General features: G+C 71.0%; 12 protein-coding genes. 4 read left to right on the top strand and 8 right to left on the bottom strand.

Features of this window, described 5'->3' with window-relative positions; genetic code table 11:
* Window positions 1–19 precede the first annotated feature (19 nt).
* Entirely contained in the window at window positions 20–760 is a 741-nt protein-coding gene (locus tag IPK71_20865; GenBank protein ID MBK8216189.1) for an SGNH/GDSL hydrolase family protein, read from the top strand.
* Window positions 761–785: 25 nt separating this feature from the next.
* Here IPK71_20865 and IPK71_20860 read toward each other — a convergent pair whose 3' ends face one another.
* The 3 genes from IPK71_20860 to IPK71_20850 form a co-directional block, all read right to left on the bottom strand.
* Window positions 786–3,326: a protein kinase gene (locus IPK71_20860; protein ID MBK8216188.1), complete on the bottom strand. Its 2,541-nt coding sequence runs from the start codon at window positions 3,324–3,326 to the stop codon at window positions 786–788.
* Window positions 3,327–3,487: 161 nt separating this feature from the next.
* The gene (locus IPK71_20855; protein ID MBK8216187.1) at window positions 3,488–6,901 is read right to left on the bottom strand and encodes an SNF2 helicase associated domain-containing protein; all 3,414 of its coding nucleotides are present in this window, start codon (window positions 6,899–6,901) and stop codon (window positions 3,488–3,490) included.
* A gap of 128 nt (window positions 6,902–7,029) precedes the next feature.
* A complete protein-coding gene (locus tag IPK71_20850; protein MBK8216186.1) occupies window positions 7,030–8,064 on the bottom strand; it encodes a metallophosphoesterase in 1,035 nt (344 codons plus the stop codon).
* 103 nt (window positions 8,065–8,167) lie between these two features.
* Between IPK71_20850 and IPK71_20845 the strand changes: the two genes are divergently transcribed.
* A complete protein-coding gene (locus tag IPK71_20845) occupies window positions 8,168–9,694 on the top strand; it encodes a protein kinase (protein ID MBK8216185.1) in 1,527 nt (508 codons plus the stop codon).
* 14 nt (window positions 9,695–9,708) lie between these two features.
* Here IPK71_20845 and IPK71_20840 read toward each other — a convergent pair whose 3' ends face one another.
* From IPK71_20840 to IPK71_20830, 3 genes are all read right to left on the bottom strand, one after another.
* Entirely contained in the window at window positions 9,709–10,722 is a 1,014-nt protein-coding gene (locus IPK71_20840) for a hypothetical protein (protein ID MBK8216184.1), read from the bottom strand.
* A 10-nt stretch (window positions 10,723–10,732) separates the two neighbouring features.
* On the bottom strand, window positions 10,733–12,097 hold the full coding sequence (locus IPK71_20835) for a hypothetical protein (GenBank protein ID MBK8216183.1): 1,365 nt from the start codon (window positions 12,095–12,097) through the stop codon (window positions 10,733–10,735).
* A gap of 85 nt (window positions 12,098–12,182) precedes the next feature.
* On the bottom strand, window positions 12,183–12,827 hold the full coding sequence (locus IPK71_20830; GenBank protein MBK8216182.1) for a hypothetical protein: 645 nt from the start codon (window positions 12,825–12,827) through the stop codon (window positions 12,183–12,185).
* A 10-nt stretch (window positions 12,828–12,837) separates the two neighbouring features.
* On the opposite strand from IPK71_20830, the gene IPK71_20825 reads away from it, so the two are divergent.
* Both IPK71_20825 and IPK71_20820 read left to right on the top strand, forming a co-directional pair.
* Window positions 12,838–13,266 carry a hypothetical protein gene (locus IPK71_20825; GenBank protein ID MBK8216181.1) on the top strand — a complete coding sequence of 143 codons (429 nt, stop codon included), beginning with the start codon at window positions 12,838–12,840 and terminating at the stop codon, window positions 13,264–13,266.
* Between the two features lie 193 nt (window positions 13,267–13,459).
* A complete protein-coding gene (locus IPK71_20820) occupies window positions 13,460–14,644 on the top strand; it encodes a class I SAM-dependent rRNA methyltransferase (GenBank protein MBK8216180.1) in 1,185 nt (394 codons plus the stop codon).
* Here IPK71_20820 and IPK71_20815 read toward each other — a convergent pair.
* Both IPK71_20815 and IPK71_20810 read right to left on the bottom strand, forming a co-directional pair.
* Window positions 14,634–15,626, bottom strand: a complete 993-nt coding sequence (locus IPK71_20815; GenBank protein ID MBK8216179.1) for an alpha/beta fold hydrolase — start codon at window positions 15,624–15,626, stop codon at window positions 14,634–14,636. The genes IPK71_20820 and IPK71_20815 overlap by 11 nt on opposite strands.
* Window positions 15,623–16,228, bottom strand: coding sequence for a class I SAM-dependent methyltransferase (locus tag IPK71_20810; GenBank protein MBK8216178.1), 606 nt, complete (start codon window positions 16,226–16,228; stop codon window positions 15,623–15,625). Before IPK71_20810 ends, IPK71_20815 begins: the two co-directional genes overlap by 4 nt.
* Between the last annotated feature and the right edge of the window lie 56 nt (window positions 16,229–16,284).

Genomic DNA, 16,284 nt, shown 5'->3' with positions numbered 1-16,284 from the left:
GGTAAGCGCTTCGCCTCGCATGGCACCCGCTGGCTCTCGTGCGCGCACGGTCGCGACGCTGCTCTCCCTCGCGCTCGCGTCGTTCGCGTGCTCGCACAAGGACACTCCGAAGCCCGCCTCCGAGGGCGACGCGGCCGCTCCTCTCGCCCCCGAGGCGGCGGACGCGCAGGCCGATGTCCCCCACGACGCGAGCGCCGCCCTCCCTCCCCCGCGCGATCTCACGGGCAAGGTCGTGCTTCACGCGGGCGACTCGATGGTCGGCGGTGACGGCGGGCTCACGAAGGCCCTCGGGGCGAAATTCAAGGCCGAGGGCGCCAAGTTCGTGCGCGACTACGAGGTGAGCGTGTCGATCGGCACCTACGCGCGGAGCCCGCGCCTCAAGAACCTGCTCGACAAACACAAGCCCGACATCGTCATCCTGACGCTCGGCGCGAACGACGTCTTCATCCCGTTCCCGCAGAACCACATCGCCGCGGTCGAGGCCATCGTGAAGAAGATCGGCGACCGCGAGTGCTACTGGATGAGCCCTCCCACGTGGAAGCCGGACAGCGGCATCGTGGACGTCATCAAAGAGCACTCGGCGCCCTGCAAATTCTTCGACTCGCGGAACCTCACGTTGAAGCGCGCCGGCGACCACATCCACCCGACCGAGAAGGGCGGGGCCGACTGGGCCGAGCTCTTTTGGGCCTATTTCCAGGGCCGCGGGCCCCAGGCGCCGGGCCTGCTCGACGCCGGAGCCCCCCTCGACGCGGGACCTTGAGCGGGTCGGAGCGAGCGGCGGGCCGTCACCTGTCGCCGACCACGAGCTCCTGACCGCAAGGCAGCTCGAGCGTCCGTGAGGTGCCCGCGCTCCCGAGCTGCACGGTGTGTTTTCCGCAAGGGACCTCGACCGACGCCGGCGTCTCCCCGACGACGCGCCCGTCGAAGAAAATGCGGTGGTTCGGCGACGCCGAGCGGGTCGAGAGGATCGTCGTGCTCGCCTTCGCGACGAGGGCGCTCGCCGACGAGGCCGAGGGCGCCGGGGCGGGAGATTCGGCGTCTTTCGTGACCTCCACCGAGGCGTCCTTCGGGAGCGCTGCGGCGTCACGCGCCGACGCGTCGGACGCCGGTCCCGCTTCCGGTGCGGACGCGACGGGCGGCGCCGACGAACCGAACGCGATGGGAGGCTCGACGGGCGGCGGGACCGACGCGCTCGCCGGCGGGGAAGAGGCGGTGCTTTGGGGCTCGGGGGCCACGCCTATCCCGAGCGCCGGCAGCCACCGTGCGCGCTTCACGTAGGCGACCCCTCCGCCTGCCGACAAAAGCGCGACGAAGACGAGGGCGACGACCCGACCGACGATGCTGGGCCGCGGCGGAGGGACCGGCGGTACGAGGCGAGGGTCGAGCGCGACGAGCGGGGCCGCCGGCGCCATGAGCGGAGAGACCATCGGAGGAGGCGGAGGAGGCGGAGGAGCCCCACCGGACAGGCCCACGGGCGCCGCGGGAGGCATCGGCGGGGCAGGAGGCGCTTGCGGGGCGAGCTGCGGAGGCCGCTCCGCCATGATCGCGGTCGTGACCTTCGCCCCGTCGACGAGCCCGGTCTTCTCGTCTTGGGGGACGAGCGGCGCCGCTTCGGGGCTCCCCATCATCAGGGTCGCTTTGGCCGAAGGGAGCGGGACCACGTCGGCTCGAGCCGAGCCGCGCGCCACCGTCGTGTCGTCGAACGAGGCCTCGGAGCTCTCCGCCCGCGCCTTCTCCGTGGCGAGCTCGGCGGCCGTCACGGGCTTCGGCGCCCCAGCGGGGCCCGGGAGCGCCCCTTGGGCAGCCTTGGGCACGGGAGGGGGCGACGCAGCGGTCTTGGCCAGCGTCGTCGTGGCCTTCGCCGGCGCGATGGGCTGCCCGGGGGTAGGTGGACGTGGCAGAAGTGGGGCAGTCCCCGACCCCGACCGTGGGCTCTCTTTGGCGGGCATCGGGCCCGTCTTGCCTTGGGTCGGCTCGGACGCGAGCGTGGCCGCGAGGGGCTGGGTCGTCGGGGCCTTCGCGGCCGCAGGGAGCGGCGGCGGGGGTTTGGTCGAGGCGGCTTTGGGCGGCGGCGACGTGGGCGCCGTGGATTTCTCGTCCGGCACCGTCGACGGGCCGCTCTCGAGGATCTCGAGCAGCGGAGAGCTCTCGTCGGGGAGCGCCAGGCCGTCGAAGAGCTTGTCCACGTCGAGCTCGTTCGTCGCGTCGGCGTCGGTGTCCCCTTCGGTCGGCTTCGGCGGGGGCTCGGTGCGGAGCATCGCGGGCACGTGGTCGAGCGCCTTCGCGCGCACCTCGGGTGCCTTCGGGGGCACGCTCGGCGCTTTGGCGGCGGGAGGCGCCGGCGAGGCCACGGGCTCGGCGACGGGCTCGTGCCCCGAGGGCTTCTTTTTCGCCTTCTCGCGCTCTTTGGCGACCTTCAAGAGCTCGTGGAGCTCGCCTCGCCCGGCCCCCGGCTGAACGACGTCGCGCAGGGTACGGCACACCTCCTCGGCCGTGATCGTCCGCTTCTCGGGGGCGGGCTCGATCATCGCCGCTACGGCCGCGCGGAGCCGCGGGTCGAGGTCGGGGCGCAAGATGTCGAGCGAGACGATCTTCGGCTCGGCCATCGCGCGGAGGATCTCGATCTCGGGGAGCGCGCCCCGCTGGATCGCCTTGCGGTGCGCGAGCATTTCCCAGAGCAGCACGCCCGCCGCGTAGACGTCCGTGTGGGGGCCGATGTCGCCCCCGGCGACCTGCTCGGGCGCCATGTAGCCGAAGGTGCCCTTGATGAGGCCGGCCTGCGTGTCCGAGCGCACCCCGGTGACACGCGCGATGCCGAAGTCCGCGAGCTTCACCTCGCTGTTCCACCCCACGAGCACGTTCGACGGGTTCACGTCGCGGTGGATGACCGGCGATTTCTGCCCCTGAGCGTCGACGTAGCCGTGCGCCGAAGCGAGGGCGTCGAAGACCCGATCGGCCACGTACAAGGATGCAAGATCACTTAGTTTTTTGCCCGCGTCCTTGAGCGTCGCGCGGAGCCGGTTGAGGGGCATCCCGTCGACGAACTCGAGCACCATGACGAGCTGCTCGTTCTGCGAGAAGAAGTCGAAGAGGCGCACGATCGCCGGGTGCGAGAGCCTCGCGTAGGCGGCCGCCTCCCGCGCGAACATACGCGCGAACTGCGGGTCGTCCCGGTACTGCGACAGGAGCAGCTTGAGCACGACCTGGCGCTCGAACCCGAGCGGGCCCTCGGCCTTCGCGAGGAGGACGTCGCTCGTCCCTCCCGTCGCGATGCGGCGGAGCACACGGTAGCCACCCAGCCGGTCGAGAGGTTCCTTCGGATCCATCCTGCGCGCTTCGGAAATCAGCGTACCGGGTGACCGTTCCGTGCCCAAGTTTGTTTTGGGCCACGCAGGGGCTCACGAAGCGCTTCGATAAGCGAATCCCGTGAGCCCTGGCGTAGACGCGCGCGCCGGGCTCCTGCCGAGGGCGCGCGTCGCCGTCTCGATCAGCCGTCGCGGAAGAGATCCTCGAGATCGCCCTTCGTGAGCTTCTTGGCGCCACCCGCGTCCTCGGTGAGCACCGCGCCGACGAGCTCCCGCTTCTTGCCGCCGAGCTCGAGGATCTTCTCCTCGATGGTGCCCTTCGCGATGAGGCGGTACGTCGTGACGACGCGGGTCTGACCGATGCGGTGGGCGCGATCGGTCGCCTGATCCTCGACGGCCGGGTTCCACCACGGGTCGAAGTGGATGACCGTGTCGGCCGCCGTGAGGTTCAGGCCCGAGCCTCCCGCCTTGAGCGAGATGAGGAACACCGGCGGCCCGTCGTCGCGCTGGAACGACTCGACGCGCGCGAGGCGGTCCTTCGTCGAGCCGTCGAGGTACTCGTAGGCCACGCGGTCCTCGTCGAGGGCCTTGCGGATCAGCGTGAGCATGGAGACGAACTGGCTGAAGACGAGCACACGGTGGCCACCGTCGACGCACGTCTGGACGAGCTCGCGGAGCGCTTGGAGCTTGCCCGAGTCCTCGTTCGAGAACTCGCGCGGGAGCCCGAGCAGCCGAGGATCGCACGCCGCCTGGCGGAGCCTCGTGAGCCCCGCGAGGATCTGGATGTGGGACTTCGCCACACCTTGGCGCTCGACCTCGCCCATGACCTGGGCGCGGACCTCTTTGAGCACCGCGCCGTAGAGCGCGCCCTGCTCGCCCGTGAGCTCGCAGAACTGGTCGCTCTCGATCTTCTCGGGCAGATCCTTCGCGACCTCGCCCTTCGTGCGGCGGAGAATGAACGGGTGGATCGTGGCCCGGAGGCGCTGCGCGGCCTTCTGATCCCCGGAGTCGATCGGGCGCGAGTAGCGCTCCTCGAACTTGTCGAGCGGGCCGAGCAAGCCGGGGCTCACGAAGTCGAAGATCGACCAGATCTCCGAGAGGCGGTTTTCGATCGGGGTGCCGGAGAGGGCGAGCCTGCGATCGGCGCGGAGGCGCTTGGCGGCGCGAGCCGTGGCCGAGAGCGGGTTCTTGATGTTCTGCGCCTCGTCGAGGATGGCGTACCGGAGCTTCTGCTTCGACAGGAGCTCCTCGTCGCGACGGAGGAGCGCGTAGCTCGTGATGACCACGTCGGCGTCGTCGAGCTCGTCGGTGCGCTCTTTTCGGTCTCCGCCGTGCCAGACGACGTGTTTGAGCGATGGCGCGAACTTGTCGATCTCGCGCATCCAGTTGGTCACCACGCTCGTCGGCGCGACGATGAGGGCCTTGAACGGCGGAGCCCCCTCGGTCTTGGCGTCGGCGGCCTTCACGGCCAAGAGCAGCGAGATCGTCTGGATCGTCTTGCCGAGGCCCATGTCGTCGGCGAGCACGCCGCCCGAGCCGATCTCGTGCAAGAACCAGAGCCACTGGAAGCCGGCCTCTTGGTAGGGGCGGAGCTGCGCCTTCAGGTTGCGTGGCTTCTTCGCGCCCTTGATCTCGTCGATGTCGCGGAGCTTGCCGAAGAGGGCCTTCGCGCTATCGGCGACGTGGGCCCGGCCGACCTGCTCGAGGAGCTCTTGGATGCGCCCGGCCTGGGAGAGAGGGAGCTTGCCCCCCTGCCCGCCGCCCGTCGCCAGAATCTCGGCCTGGCGCAACAGCACGGCGCGCACCTTGTCGGCGTCGAGGCGCGCGAACGAGCCGTCGGCGAGCCTCACGTACCTTCGCCCCTCGGCGAGGCAGCGCGCGAGCTCTTCTTGGGTGACCGCCACGCCACCCGCCTCGAACGAGAGCCGGAGGGAGAGCCAATCGACGCCGCTCGAGACCCGCGCGCTCGCCGCGAGGCTCTCGCCGCGCACCTGCACGTCGACGAGGTCGTCCGGGACGAAGAGGTCCCACTCCTCGGGCAGCGCGCCGATGCCCTCGGTCCAGAACTGGATGGCGTCGTCCCCGCGGGCGACGAAGCTCTGGCCGTCCTCGTCCGGAGAGAGGCCGGCGTCGCGCAGCTTGCCCGCCGCTTCCTGCTGTGCGGCGATGTCGCAACGGATGCACTTGACGCGCTTCGAGCCCGGATTCGCCTTGAGGAGGACCGGCGGGGTCATGCCGTCGGCGCGCACGTCGATCTCGAGATCCTCGTAGGCCGCGCGTAGGGAAACGTGGGCCTCGGTGAGACCACCGCCGGCCCGCATGCGGAACGTGGGGACCAGGTCGACCACGTCGGCGACCTGAGAGAGCTCGGGCAGCTCGGCCCCGACCTCGAGGGCCACGCGCGGGAGGCCTTGGGCGACGAGGCGCGCGAGATCCTCGGCGGGCTCGTGGATGAAGGGCGCGCGGGTGAGACGGCGGAGCGCGGCCGGTGAGACGCGGCGATCGATGGGCCTCGCGAACCCCTCTTGCGGGTCGACGTGCCAGCCCGGGCTGCCCTCGAGCCAAGCGCCCTGCGCGGTCGTGAAACGGCGCGGATCGCCGGGGCGCTGGAAGCTCGACTTCACGAGCACCTGCGAGCCGTCCTGGGTGAGCTCGAGATCGAAGCGGGGGCGGAGCGGCTCGTCGCCGAACCGGAGCTCCATCATCTGCGGCTCGAGGATGACCCGACGCCCCTTGAGGAGCGGGAGGAGATCGGCCGCGTCCTCGCCGCGGACCTCGATCCCGACGCGCCGCGGGCCGTCGTTCTCGAGGCGCGCGAGCATCCGCAGGGCGTCACGGTCGCCGGTGGGCGTCTGGGCCTGGGAGGCCATGAGCTGGCTCGGGAGGAGCGGGGTGCGTGTGTCGGGATCGAGCACGGACACGGAGAGCGAGGTCGGCCGCACCTGGACGCGGTACTCGACGCGCTTCGGGGCTTGGGGCATCGCGTCGGGGAGCCACGCGTCGACGCCGGTCGGGACGCGCCCGTCGCCCGAGGCATAGTGAGGACGACCGGGCATCGGGCGCGGGGCCGTGTGCGGGGCGATGGGCTGCCCCTGCTGCGCGAGCTTGAGGGCACGCCCAGCCCGACGCTTGGCCCGGCGGCTCTGCCCTTGACCTGGGAGTGGCTCGGCCGAGGGACCATCCGACGACGAAGGACCGCCGCCCTGAGGGACCGACGTCGAGAACCCTGGCTGAGCCGGCGCGGCCCCTTCCTCACGGCGCTGGCGGGGCCTCACGTTGTCCCGGAGAGCGATGAGGAGCGCGGCGACATGCTTGCAGTGTCCATGTATTTTCGAGAACGCAGGGCAAGAGCACTCGGAATCGAATCCGTCGGGGATCAGGCGGAGCCGTACCCGGTACGGCTCGGGCTCGGACCCGCGAACGACGCCGCGCGCGGAGGCCTCTTCGACCTCCGTGTCCGAGACCGCCCCCCGGCGTACGTAGTCGTACCCGCGAAGGAAGGCCCTGGCGCCGAGGAGGCGACGGAGGGCACGGTCGTTGAGTGTGGCGAGCGCTTCCGTGAATGGGGTGGACACGCGGGGCGAAGTCGCGCGCATACGAGGCGCGCCCTTTCTCGAAGCGGCCCTGCGGAGGCCGAACCGGACGTCAGGCACGGCCACTACGGCTCGAGACCTGGTCGATGCGGCCATACCACACGCAGGACCTCGGATCAATGGCTACGCGATCACGGGACCGGCTGCCCCGAAGGGTCGATGCTCCAGGTGTCGACGAGGGAGCCGTCGACCGCGAAGTACCGGAACGTGGCCACCGTGGGGGTAACCGTGACGAGCTGCGCCCCGTCGAGCGTGTTGAAGCGGACCTGGCTCGCCGGGTGGGTCGCACCGAACGCGTGCGTGCTGTGGCCCCCCTGCCCGTTCACGAAGTACGTGAGCCCCACGTCCGTGAGGCGCTCGTAGTTGTGGACGTGGCCCGTGAGGACCGCGTCGGCGCCCCAGTCCTTGAACGGCCAGAGCATGGCAGGCTCGCGGTTGGACGAGGTGTACGCCGGGTGATGGAATACGACGAACACGAACGGCTCGCGCGCCGCGGCCATCGCCTGCTGCGCCCACGTGCCCTGGACCGAGGACGGGGTCCGGCCGTCGGGCTCGCGTGCGTCGCTGTCGAGGAAGACGAGGCGAAGAGGCCCGCGCGCGACCTCGTAGTAGCGCTCGTTGCCGGGCAGGGTGAAGAACGCGAAGTAGGGCGCACCTCCGCCGATGTCCCAGTCGTGGTTGCCGATCGCCGGAAAAAAGGCGTTCTCGACCGCACCCGCGCCGTACGCGCCCGTGTAGGGAGCGATGAACGGGGCATAGAACTGACCGACGTTCGGGTCGTACGAGGTGAGGTCCGCCGCGCCGGCGTAGTTGTTGTCTCCGGTCGTCACGACGAAGTCGGGCGCCCAACCACGCACCATCGCCGCCACGGCCGCCTCGCGCGGAGAGCCGCTGCCGAAGTCTCCGATGACGGCGAACGTGATCGTCCGAACGGCGGCGTCGGCGGCATCTCCGGGCGCGGCGTCGGGGGCCGCGTCGGCGCCGCCTTCGGCCTCCGCGTCCACGAGGGACGAGGCTTCGGGGTCCACGCGGCGGGCGTCGGGCTCTCTGGCCGCGGCGTCGCCCTCCGGGGGGCCGGCGTCGGGCTCCGTGGTGAGCAGGGCGCCACACGCGGTCACCACGAGGCAAGCGAGGACCGTCGTGAGCGGACGAAGCGGCGAGACCATGGGCCTTCGAGCATCGCGCGCGAACGCCCGTTCGGCAACGCCCCCGCGCAGAACCGCGTAAGGTCGGTTGAAATGGGGCGAGGGTCGGTGCGACGATGAGACGGTGGTGTCGCGCTCGATCCCAGCTCCGGCGACCGTGCTCTTCGAGCCGGGGTTCCGCTTCGACGGCTACGAGCTGCTCGTCAAGATAGGCCAGGGCGGCATGGCGAGCGTGTGGCTCGCGCGCACGAGGAACTCGCGGGACGAGGAGGTGCTCGTCGCGATCAAGACCGTCCTGCCCGAGCTCGCGGTGGTCGACGAGCTTCGCACCATGATGCTCGACGAGGCCCGCGTCGCCACGGCGATCGAGAGCCCCAACGTAGCCCGGGTGCTGAAAGTGGGCGAAGTGTGGGACATCCCCTACCTCGTCCTCGAGTACGTCGCGGGCGAGTCGGTCGATCAGCTCTGCGACGCGGTGGCGAAGCAGGGAGGTGTCGTGCCGCCCGCGATCGCGGTGCGCGTGCTCGTCGAGACGTGCAAGGGGCTCGCGGCAGCCCACGACCTCCGCTCTCCGAGCGGCGAGCTGCTCGAGATCGTCCACCGCGACCTCTCGCCTCAAAACGTGCTCCTCGACGAACGCGGGCACGCGAAGCTCATCGATTTCGGCATCGCCAAGGCCCGCGAGCGCATCACCCCCGAGACGGCCGAAGGGGTCATGAAGGGGAAAATCCCCTACATGGCGCCCGAGCACGCCATGGGCGGCGACGTGGATCGGCGGAGCGATCTCTGGTCTCTCGGCGCGGTCGCGTACCGCATGTTGACGGGGACCGAGCCCTACGACGCCTCGAACGACGCCGCGCGCCTCATCCGCAAGCTCTCGAAGGAGCCGCTCCCTCCGTGGCCGGCCTCGGTGCCCAGCCCGCTCGCCGAGGTCGTCACGAAGGTGCTCTCGCACTCGCCCGACGATCGGTACCCCGACGCGCCCACCCTCGCCGCGGCCCTCGAGGCGGCCGTGCCCCCCGCCACGTTCGAGGAGGTCGCGGCGTTCGTGCGCGAGGCGCTCGGCGAGACGATCCACATGAGGCACGTGCTCGTCGAGCGCGCGGTGTCGGCGGCGAACGCACGCGCACGTGCCCGCGACATGCTCTCGAACCCCGACATGGCGCCGTACGTCGAGGCGAAGATCCCTTCGATCGTCCCCCTCGCCGATCCGAGCCCGTCGCCTCGGATCGCGCCGAGCCTGCCCCCGGGCGCCGGGGACGCGGCCCCCGCGAGCCCGCTCCGGGTCTATGGCGGCGCGGCGGTCGTCGCGCTGGCCGTGGTGGTCGCGTACGCGCTCGGGGCACGGACGGGCGGCCCCGTACAGGTCGAGGCGGACGTGGCGACGCTCGCAGCCCCGAGCGCGTCCACCTCGGCGCCCGGCACCGCCACGGGGCCCGCCGCCACCGCCGTGACCGCGACGACCGCGGACACGAAGCCCGCGGACACGAAGCCCGCGCCGACCGAGGACGCCTCGCCCACGCGCCCGACGGCCGACACCGACGCGGGCGCAAAGCCCCGACCTCCGGAAGGGCCGCTCCTTCGCCCCACCGCCACCCCGCAAGGGAGACCGGACGGGTCCACGGCGGCCCCCGAAGAGACCATTTTCTAATTCATATCCTATAGTTAGAACACGAACCCGAGCCCACCCCCGGCGCGACCGACCTGGGCCGTGGTAGCCGCGCGGGCCGGCTTCCAGAGCACGTACGTCGCCGCGAACGCGACGAGGCCGACGGCCGCGAGACCGAACGAGACGGTCGAGACCGTACCGGTCGTGGAGGCCGCGTCGAGATCGTTCGACGCCGAGGCCGGGCAACGACCGTCGGGGGTGCATGCGTCCTTGAGAGTGCCGGCGCTCCCGAGGGTGAGCGCACCGGTCAACGTGCCCACGACGGTCCCGACCGCCGCGAGGCCGAGGCTCGAGACGAGCACCACGTCGCGCGCCTTCGAGCGAGGAGCGTCGTGACGAGGCTCGGCGACGGCGGTCGCGGGAGGAGGCGCGACGACCTTCGGGGGCGGAGCCTCCACCGCGGGCGCACGAGGGGCTTCGGGAGGAGGCGGGGGCGGCGCGAGCTCCACGTCTTTCGCTTCGCCTTCGCCGACGCGCACCTCGACGCGGGCGAGCTCTTCGCCGCGCGTGAGGGCGACGACGTGCACCCCGGGGTTCACGAGGCGCGGGCCCACGAGGGCGACGCGCGGCACGCTCTGCCCGTCCATGACGACCATCACGTCCGCCGCGAGGTCGGCCGGGAGCTTCAGCGAGATCGCCCCGAGCCGAGGCCTCAGCTCGGCCGCGAGGCGGTCGGCCTCTTTGCGGGCCTCGCTCGCCTTCTGCGACTCGTTCTTGCGCACGGGGAGCCGAGAGACGCCGAGCAGCACCTCGCGCGCTTCGATGAGCTGGCCGCCCGCGGCATAGGCGCGACCGAGCTCGAGCGCCGTGATGGGCGTGGCCACCAGGGCGTGCGCGGCGCGGAGCTTCTCGAGCCCGGCCGCCTGATCTCCACGCTCGCGGAGGGCCTTGCCTTCTTTGAAGAGCTGGAGGGCGTTCTCGGAGTCGACCGGCGAGGGCTCGTCGGCCCGGGCCACGGCAGGACCTCCGAGGAGCACGACGATCGGAAGTACAAAGATGAGCTTTTTCATAGACTTCCACTCACTTCGGGCAGGTGAGGATCCGGAACCGAGCCGAGTACGCGTGGCACGTGGCGACGAGCTCTTGGGGCGTGAGCACGCGGTCGTAGGTACGGACGACGGCGACGTCGCCCTTGAATCGACCGGACGCCATGCCATTCGAGCGGTTCGCGCCGCCGACCACGAGCAGCGAGGCGGTGCCCGGCGAGGGCCCCGCGGTCGGGGCGAGCTGGACGTCTTGCGTGGCGTTCACGGCGTTCGCGCGGACCGAGGCTTGCGCGTCGAGGGTCGACGAGAGCATGACCCACGTCCCGTCGGTCACCTTGGCCGTCCCCGTGAGCGGCGCGTTGGTGCTCGTCGTGACGTGCTCGTAGTCGGTCGCGAGGTGCCCGAGCTCGTCGAGCCCGAGGTAGTAGTTGATGTCGACCATGGCGTTCTCGGCCTCGCCGGTGCCTTTGGTAAGGATCGGGAACACCGCGGCGAGCCCGCCATTTCCGCTGCTCCCGAGCGTGCCGGCGCCGGTCTGACGCACCCACGCGACGAGCGTGTGCTTCGTGAGCGAGGCCGTCGCGCCGAACGACACATGGTCGTCGGTCCCGTCGAGCGTGAGCCGGTACGGATCGTCGGGCGTGCCCTGCCCGGCCCACCCGGAGCCTGCCCCGCACGGCGTCGTGAACCCCGCGAGGGTGCCGGTCACGGCGTTCGCCGAGAGGTCCTTCCAGCTCGCGCGGCCGGCGGCGGGGCAGCCTTTTCCGCCGAAATTGCCCGCGCCGTCGGCGTTCTCGGCGTCGACATGGAACGCGAGCCCGGACGTGGGCGCGTTCGCGACGCGGAGCGACGGCTTCGGCGACCGGAGCGGCGTGCCGTCGAGCACGGCCGACACCTCGAGCGGCGTGCCCTCCTGGACGCCCGTCACGACGCTCGTGTACCGCCCGTCACCGAGATCCGTCACTGTGCCGAACGAGACGACGCTCGTGCCCCCCGTCGCGGTGAACGAGACCTGCGCGCCGGTGCGGCGGACCGGATTTCCCGCGTCGTCGCGCGTGGTGAGGGTCGCGATGATCCTTCCCCCGGTGGGTACCCCGGTCCCTGGCAGCGTCACGTCGGAGAGGCCGGTCGGGACGGGCACCGACGTGTCGGGCACCGACGTATCCGGCACCGCGCTATCGGGCACCGACGTGTCCGGGACGGACGTGTCGGGCTGGGAGACGTCAGGGCGCGAGGTGTCGGGAGCGGGAGCCCCGTCCGCAGGGGGGCCCGCGTCGGCCTGTTCGTCGACACGGAAGCCGTCGATCCCGGCGATCGCGAGACACCCCGAAGCGTGGACGAGCCCGACCGCGAGCGCGACGACACGGACCCGTGGACCAAGGTAGCGAGATGTACGCACAGGGCGAATATTCGAGCCCTCGGGGGCCTCGCGCAAGCCGCGTCGGCGAAATACGTCGGACGCGCTCCTGCCGGAGGGGCACGCGCTACTGCCGAAGGAGCGCCGCGCACTCCCCGGTCGGGCCGCGTTTGCCCTTCTGCACGCACGACTGGTAGGCCGCACGCGCGTCGGCCTTGCGCCCGAGCTGGTCGTACGAGGCGCCAAGGAGGAGCCAGGCTTCGCCGTCGGTCGGGTCGGCCGCGGTCGAGGCCTCGCACTGGGTGATGGCGTCTTTCGTCTTGCCGCCGTCGAGCGCGCGTTGGCAGGCCTTTTTTAGGGCCTTGGCGTCCGCGGCGCCCCCGTCGAGCTCGGCGCCCGGAGCCACGGCGAGGCTCGCATCCCCTCCGGCGACCGCGTCGCTCCCGAGGCTCGCGTCCGATCCGCCGTCGCCGCCGGCTCCGACCGCGGCGTCCGCCGAGACGGTGGTCACGCTCGAGGGGGAGGCGCTCGGGACAGGCTCGGCGCTCGGGGCCGACGACGGCGCGGGCTCCCCCGCCGCGTGCACGAACACCGGATCCTTCGGCTTGGACGGCGGAGGCTCGAGCGCCTTCATCACGGCCCCGAGCGCGAGCAGCGCCCCGAAGCCCGCGAGCGCGATCTTGACCCATTTCATCCCTTGCGCGCGCCGCGCGAGGACGTCGGGGTCCTCGTGGAGCCGCACGAGCCTGTCGTCGGCCGGATCGGCTTCCATGGCCGGCGGAATGGACGACTTTCGGACCCCTTGGGTGAAGAACGCTTCGTCGTCGACGTCGCCCGCGTCGCTCTTCGAAGCCTCGACCTCGCCCTTCGCGCTCGCGTCCTTCGGAGCCTTGCTGTCCCTCTTGGAGGTCTTTCCGTCGCTCTTCGGAGGCTCGCTCTTCGGCGACTCGCTCTTCGGAGGCTCGCTCTTCGGCGACTCGCTCTTCGGTGACTCGCTCTCGCCCTTCGAGGCTCGTTCTTCGGCCGGCCTCGTTCTTCGGGGCCTCGGCCTCGTTCTTCGGGGCCTCGGCCTCGTTCTTCGGAGGCTCGCTCTTCGAGGCCTCGGCGGCGTTCGCCACGGGGGCCGAGGCCGTTTTCTCCTTCGAGGCCGACTCGGGCGCCGAGGCCTTCGGCGCCTCGACGTCGGCGACGGCACGAACGGACGGGCGTGAGCTCGGGGCGCCGGAGGTGCGTTTCGCTCGACCTTTCTTGCTCATGCCTCGGTTCGTCCTGACTCGGGTAGGTGCGCGATGCCTCACCTCTTTTCGCCGCTATCGGGCGTCGCGTCAACGCACGATGTCGGCCTTCGGCGCGCCCACGAACACGTGGTGCAAAGGGCGGGAGGGCACGATAGGGTGCCGCGCGATGCAGCCCGTGGTCACGGTCCACCGTCGCGTCCTCGACCCCATCCGGCGCGGCCACCCTTGGATTTTCAAGGAAGCCATCCTCAAAGTCCGCGGCGCCGCCGCCGCCGGTGACGCCGTGGCCCTGGTCGACGAGTCCGGCGCGGCCCTCGGCTTCGGCGTCTACGACCCGAGCTCTCCGATCGCCGTGCGCGTGTGGGGGGCGAGCCCGCTCGACGGGTCCCTCGCCACGGCCCGCCTCGAGGCGGCCTTTCGTCTCCGTCGGGAGCTCTTCGCCGACGGCACGACGACCGCCTATCGCCTGCTCAACGGCGAAGGCGACCGCACCCCGGGCTGGGTCATCGACAGGTACGACAACGTAGGCGTGCTCCGCACCGACGGGGACGCCGCGGCCATCTTGGCCACGCGGTTCGGCGCGACCCTCGAGGGAGCGCTCCGCGCCGAAGGCATCACCACGGCCGTGCTCCGCGGCGCGCAAAAGGGCGAGAAGCGCTCGTCCGAAGTGCTCTTCGGCCCTCCCCCGCCCGACGTGATCCAGGTGCGAGAGCACGGGGTCCCCTTCGAGGTCGATCTCGCCGGAGGTCAGAAGACGGGCGCCTTCCTCGATCAACGCGAAAACCGCGCACGTGTCGGCGCGCTCGTCCGCGGCCTCGTCGGGCGGCGCGGCGAGATCTCGGTGCTGAACCTCTTCTCGTACGCCGGCGGCTTCTCGCTGCACGCCGCGCTCGCAGGCGCCAAGACCACGAGCGTCGACGTCGCACCGCTCGCACACAAGACGGCCCAAGCGAGCTTCCGCGCGGCGGGCCTGTCGCTCTCGGGCCACGCGTTCGTCACTTCGGACGTGTACGCGTTCTTGGCCGACGCGAAGAAGAAGGGCCGCACGTTCGACGTCGTCATCTGCGATCCGCCGAGCTTCGCGCCGAACGAGCGCTCCGTGCCTCGCGCGCTCCAGGCCTACCGGAGCCTCCACGCTGCCGCGGCGGCCGTGCTCGCCGACGGGGGCACGCTGCTCGCCGCGTCGTGCTCGAGCCACGTGGGCATGGAAGCGTTCCTCGGCACGCTCGACGACGCCGCGCTCGGGCGCGCCGACCTCCGCGTCACCGACGTGCACGGGCCGCCCGCCGATCACCCGTCGGTCGCCACGTTCCCCGAAGGCCGCTACTTGAAGGCCGTCTTCATGGCGTGAGGCTCGGCTCCTCGCGGCCCGCCTCCTCGAGCAAGAACTCGGCGACCTTCGCGAAGATGCGATCTTCGGCGTGCTCCGCGACGAAGAGATCGGCGTGACCGATGGGCCACTCCGGGGTGCCGACCTCGAGCAGCGTGCGGCGCTCGGAGCCGACGTCCTCGTAGATGGCGCGCGAGGTCTCGGCGGGCACGACGCCATCCTGGCGGCCGAGCACGCACATGACCGGGAGCGTGAGCCGGCTCATGGCGCGCGAGACGTTCACGCCACGCACGACGAGCTCGCGCCTCCCGACCCACTCCGCGATCTCGCGGTTCAGCGACGCGACGGGGTCCTCGACGGTCTTCACGAGCTCGGAAGCCTTTGAAATGTCAGTAGATTTCGGGTTGATGTAGATCGACAAGAGGCCGGGGGCGAGCCGCGCCATGGCCGGCAGCGCGAGCCGCGCCATGGCCCGTGTGCCCGCGAGCTTCACCTTCCCCGCGAGCCACGGCGACGCGAACGCGACCTCGACGAGTGGGTGCACCTTTCGCCAGGTGACGAGGCCCCCCATGCTGACGATGGCCGACACCTTGGGGCGCTCGACGAGGGCCACGTGCGTGAACGCGAGCGTCGCCCCGAGGCTGCACCCGACGAGGTCGACGGTGCGGGCGCCCTCGACCTGGGTCTCTTCGAGGACGTGGTCGATGGCCGGGCCGAGATCGTCGATCGCGAGATCGCCGAGCGACACCTGCTCCTTCGGCCCTCGCGAGCTCTCTCCCTGGCCGCGCATGTCGACGGTCCAGACCTCGAGCCCACGCAGCGCGAGCGCCTCTTCGAGAGAGCGCCCCGTCGGGTGAAATCCGATCACGAACGAGTTCATCCCGTACCCCGGCACGACGAGCACGGGGCGAGCCTTAGGCCTCCCCTCCTTCGCCGAGACGCGACGAAGCGAGAGCCTCACCCCGTGGCGCGTCTCGAGCGTGAAGGCGCGTCGCGTCGTCACGAGCCACCTCGTTCGAGCTCGTAGAAGAGCAGATCTCCCGAGCGCGCGTAGTAGAGGCCGCAGCCGACGAAGTGAAAGTGCTTGCGGAGGAGCGGTTTGTAGAACGAGCCCTTGCGGACGTGGACGTCGGCGTCGGTGCGGTCCGGATCGCACACCGTGCGAAGGTCCTTCTCGGTGATCGCCTCGAGGTAGAGGAAGCCCGACGCGAGCTCTCCGAGCCTGTCGATCGCGCGCTCGCACCGGGCGTCGTCGAGGTACTGGAGGACGCCCTGGCATACGACGAGATCGAACGTGTCGCTCGTGCGGAACGACGCGATGTCGGCGAGCTCGTGGCCGTAGCGCTTCGCGGCGAACGGGCTCACCTCGAGGCTGCGGTAGTGGACCTTCGGGTAGTGCGCCCGGAAGTGGTCGCGCATGATGCCCGTGCCGGCGCCGACGTCGAGCACCGACTCGATCGTGCCCCCGAGCCACGCGACGTAGCTCATGATCATCGTCGCGAGGTTTTCGATCTCCTTCGGTCCGTGCACCCGGCTCGCCTCGCGCCCGTAGTGCCGCTCGTAGTACGCCTCGTCGAACTCGGCCCCCGACCCCGTCGATTTCATTCCCTTTTTCGCGCTGTTTCTCACGGAGCGAAACTCTACAGAACTTTTCGCGCTCT

Source organism: Myxococcales bacterium, assembly GCA_016712525.1.
Lineage (GTDB): Bacteria > Myxococcota_A > Polyangia > Polyangiales > Polyangiaceae > JAAFHV01.
The sequence above is the reverse complement of the archived record's forward strand: the minus strand, read 5'-3'. Positions and strand labels throughout refer to the sequence as shown.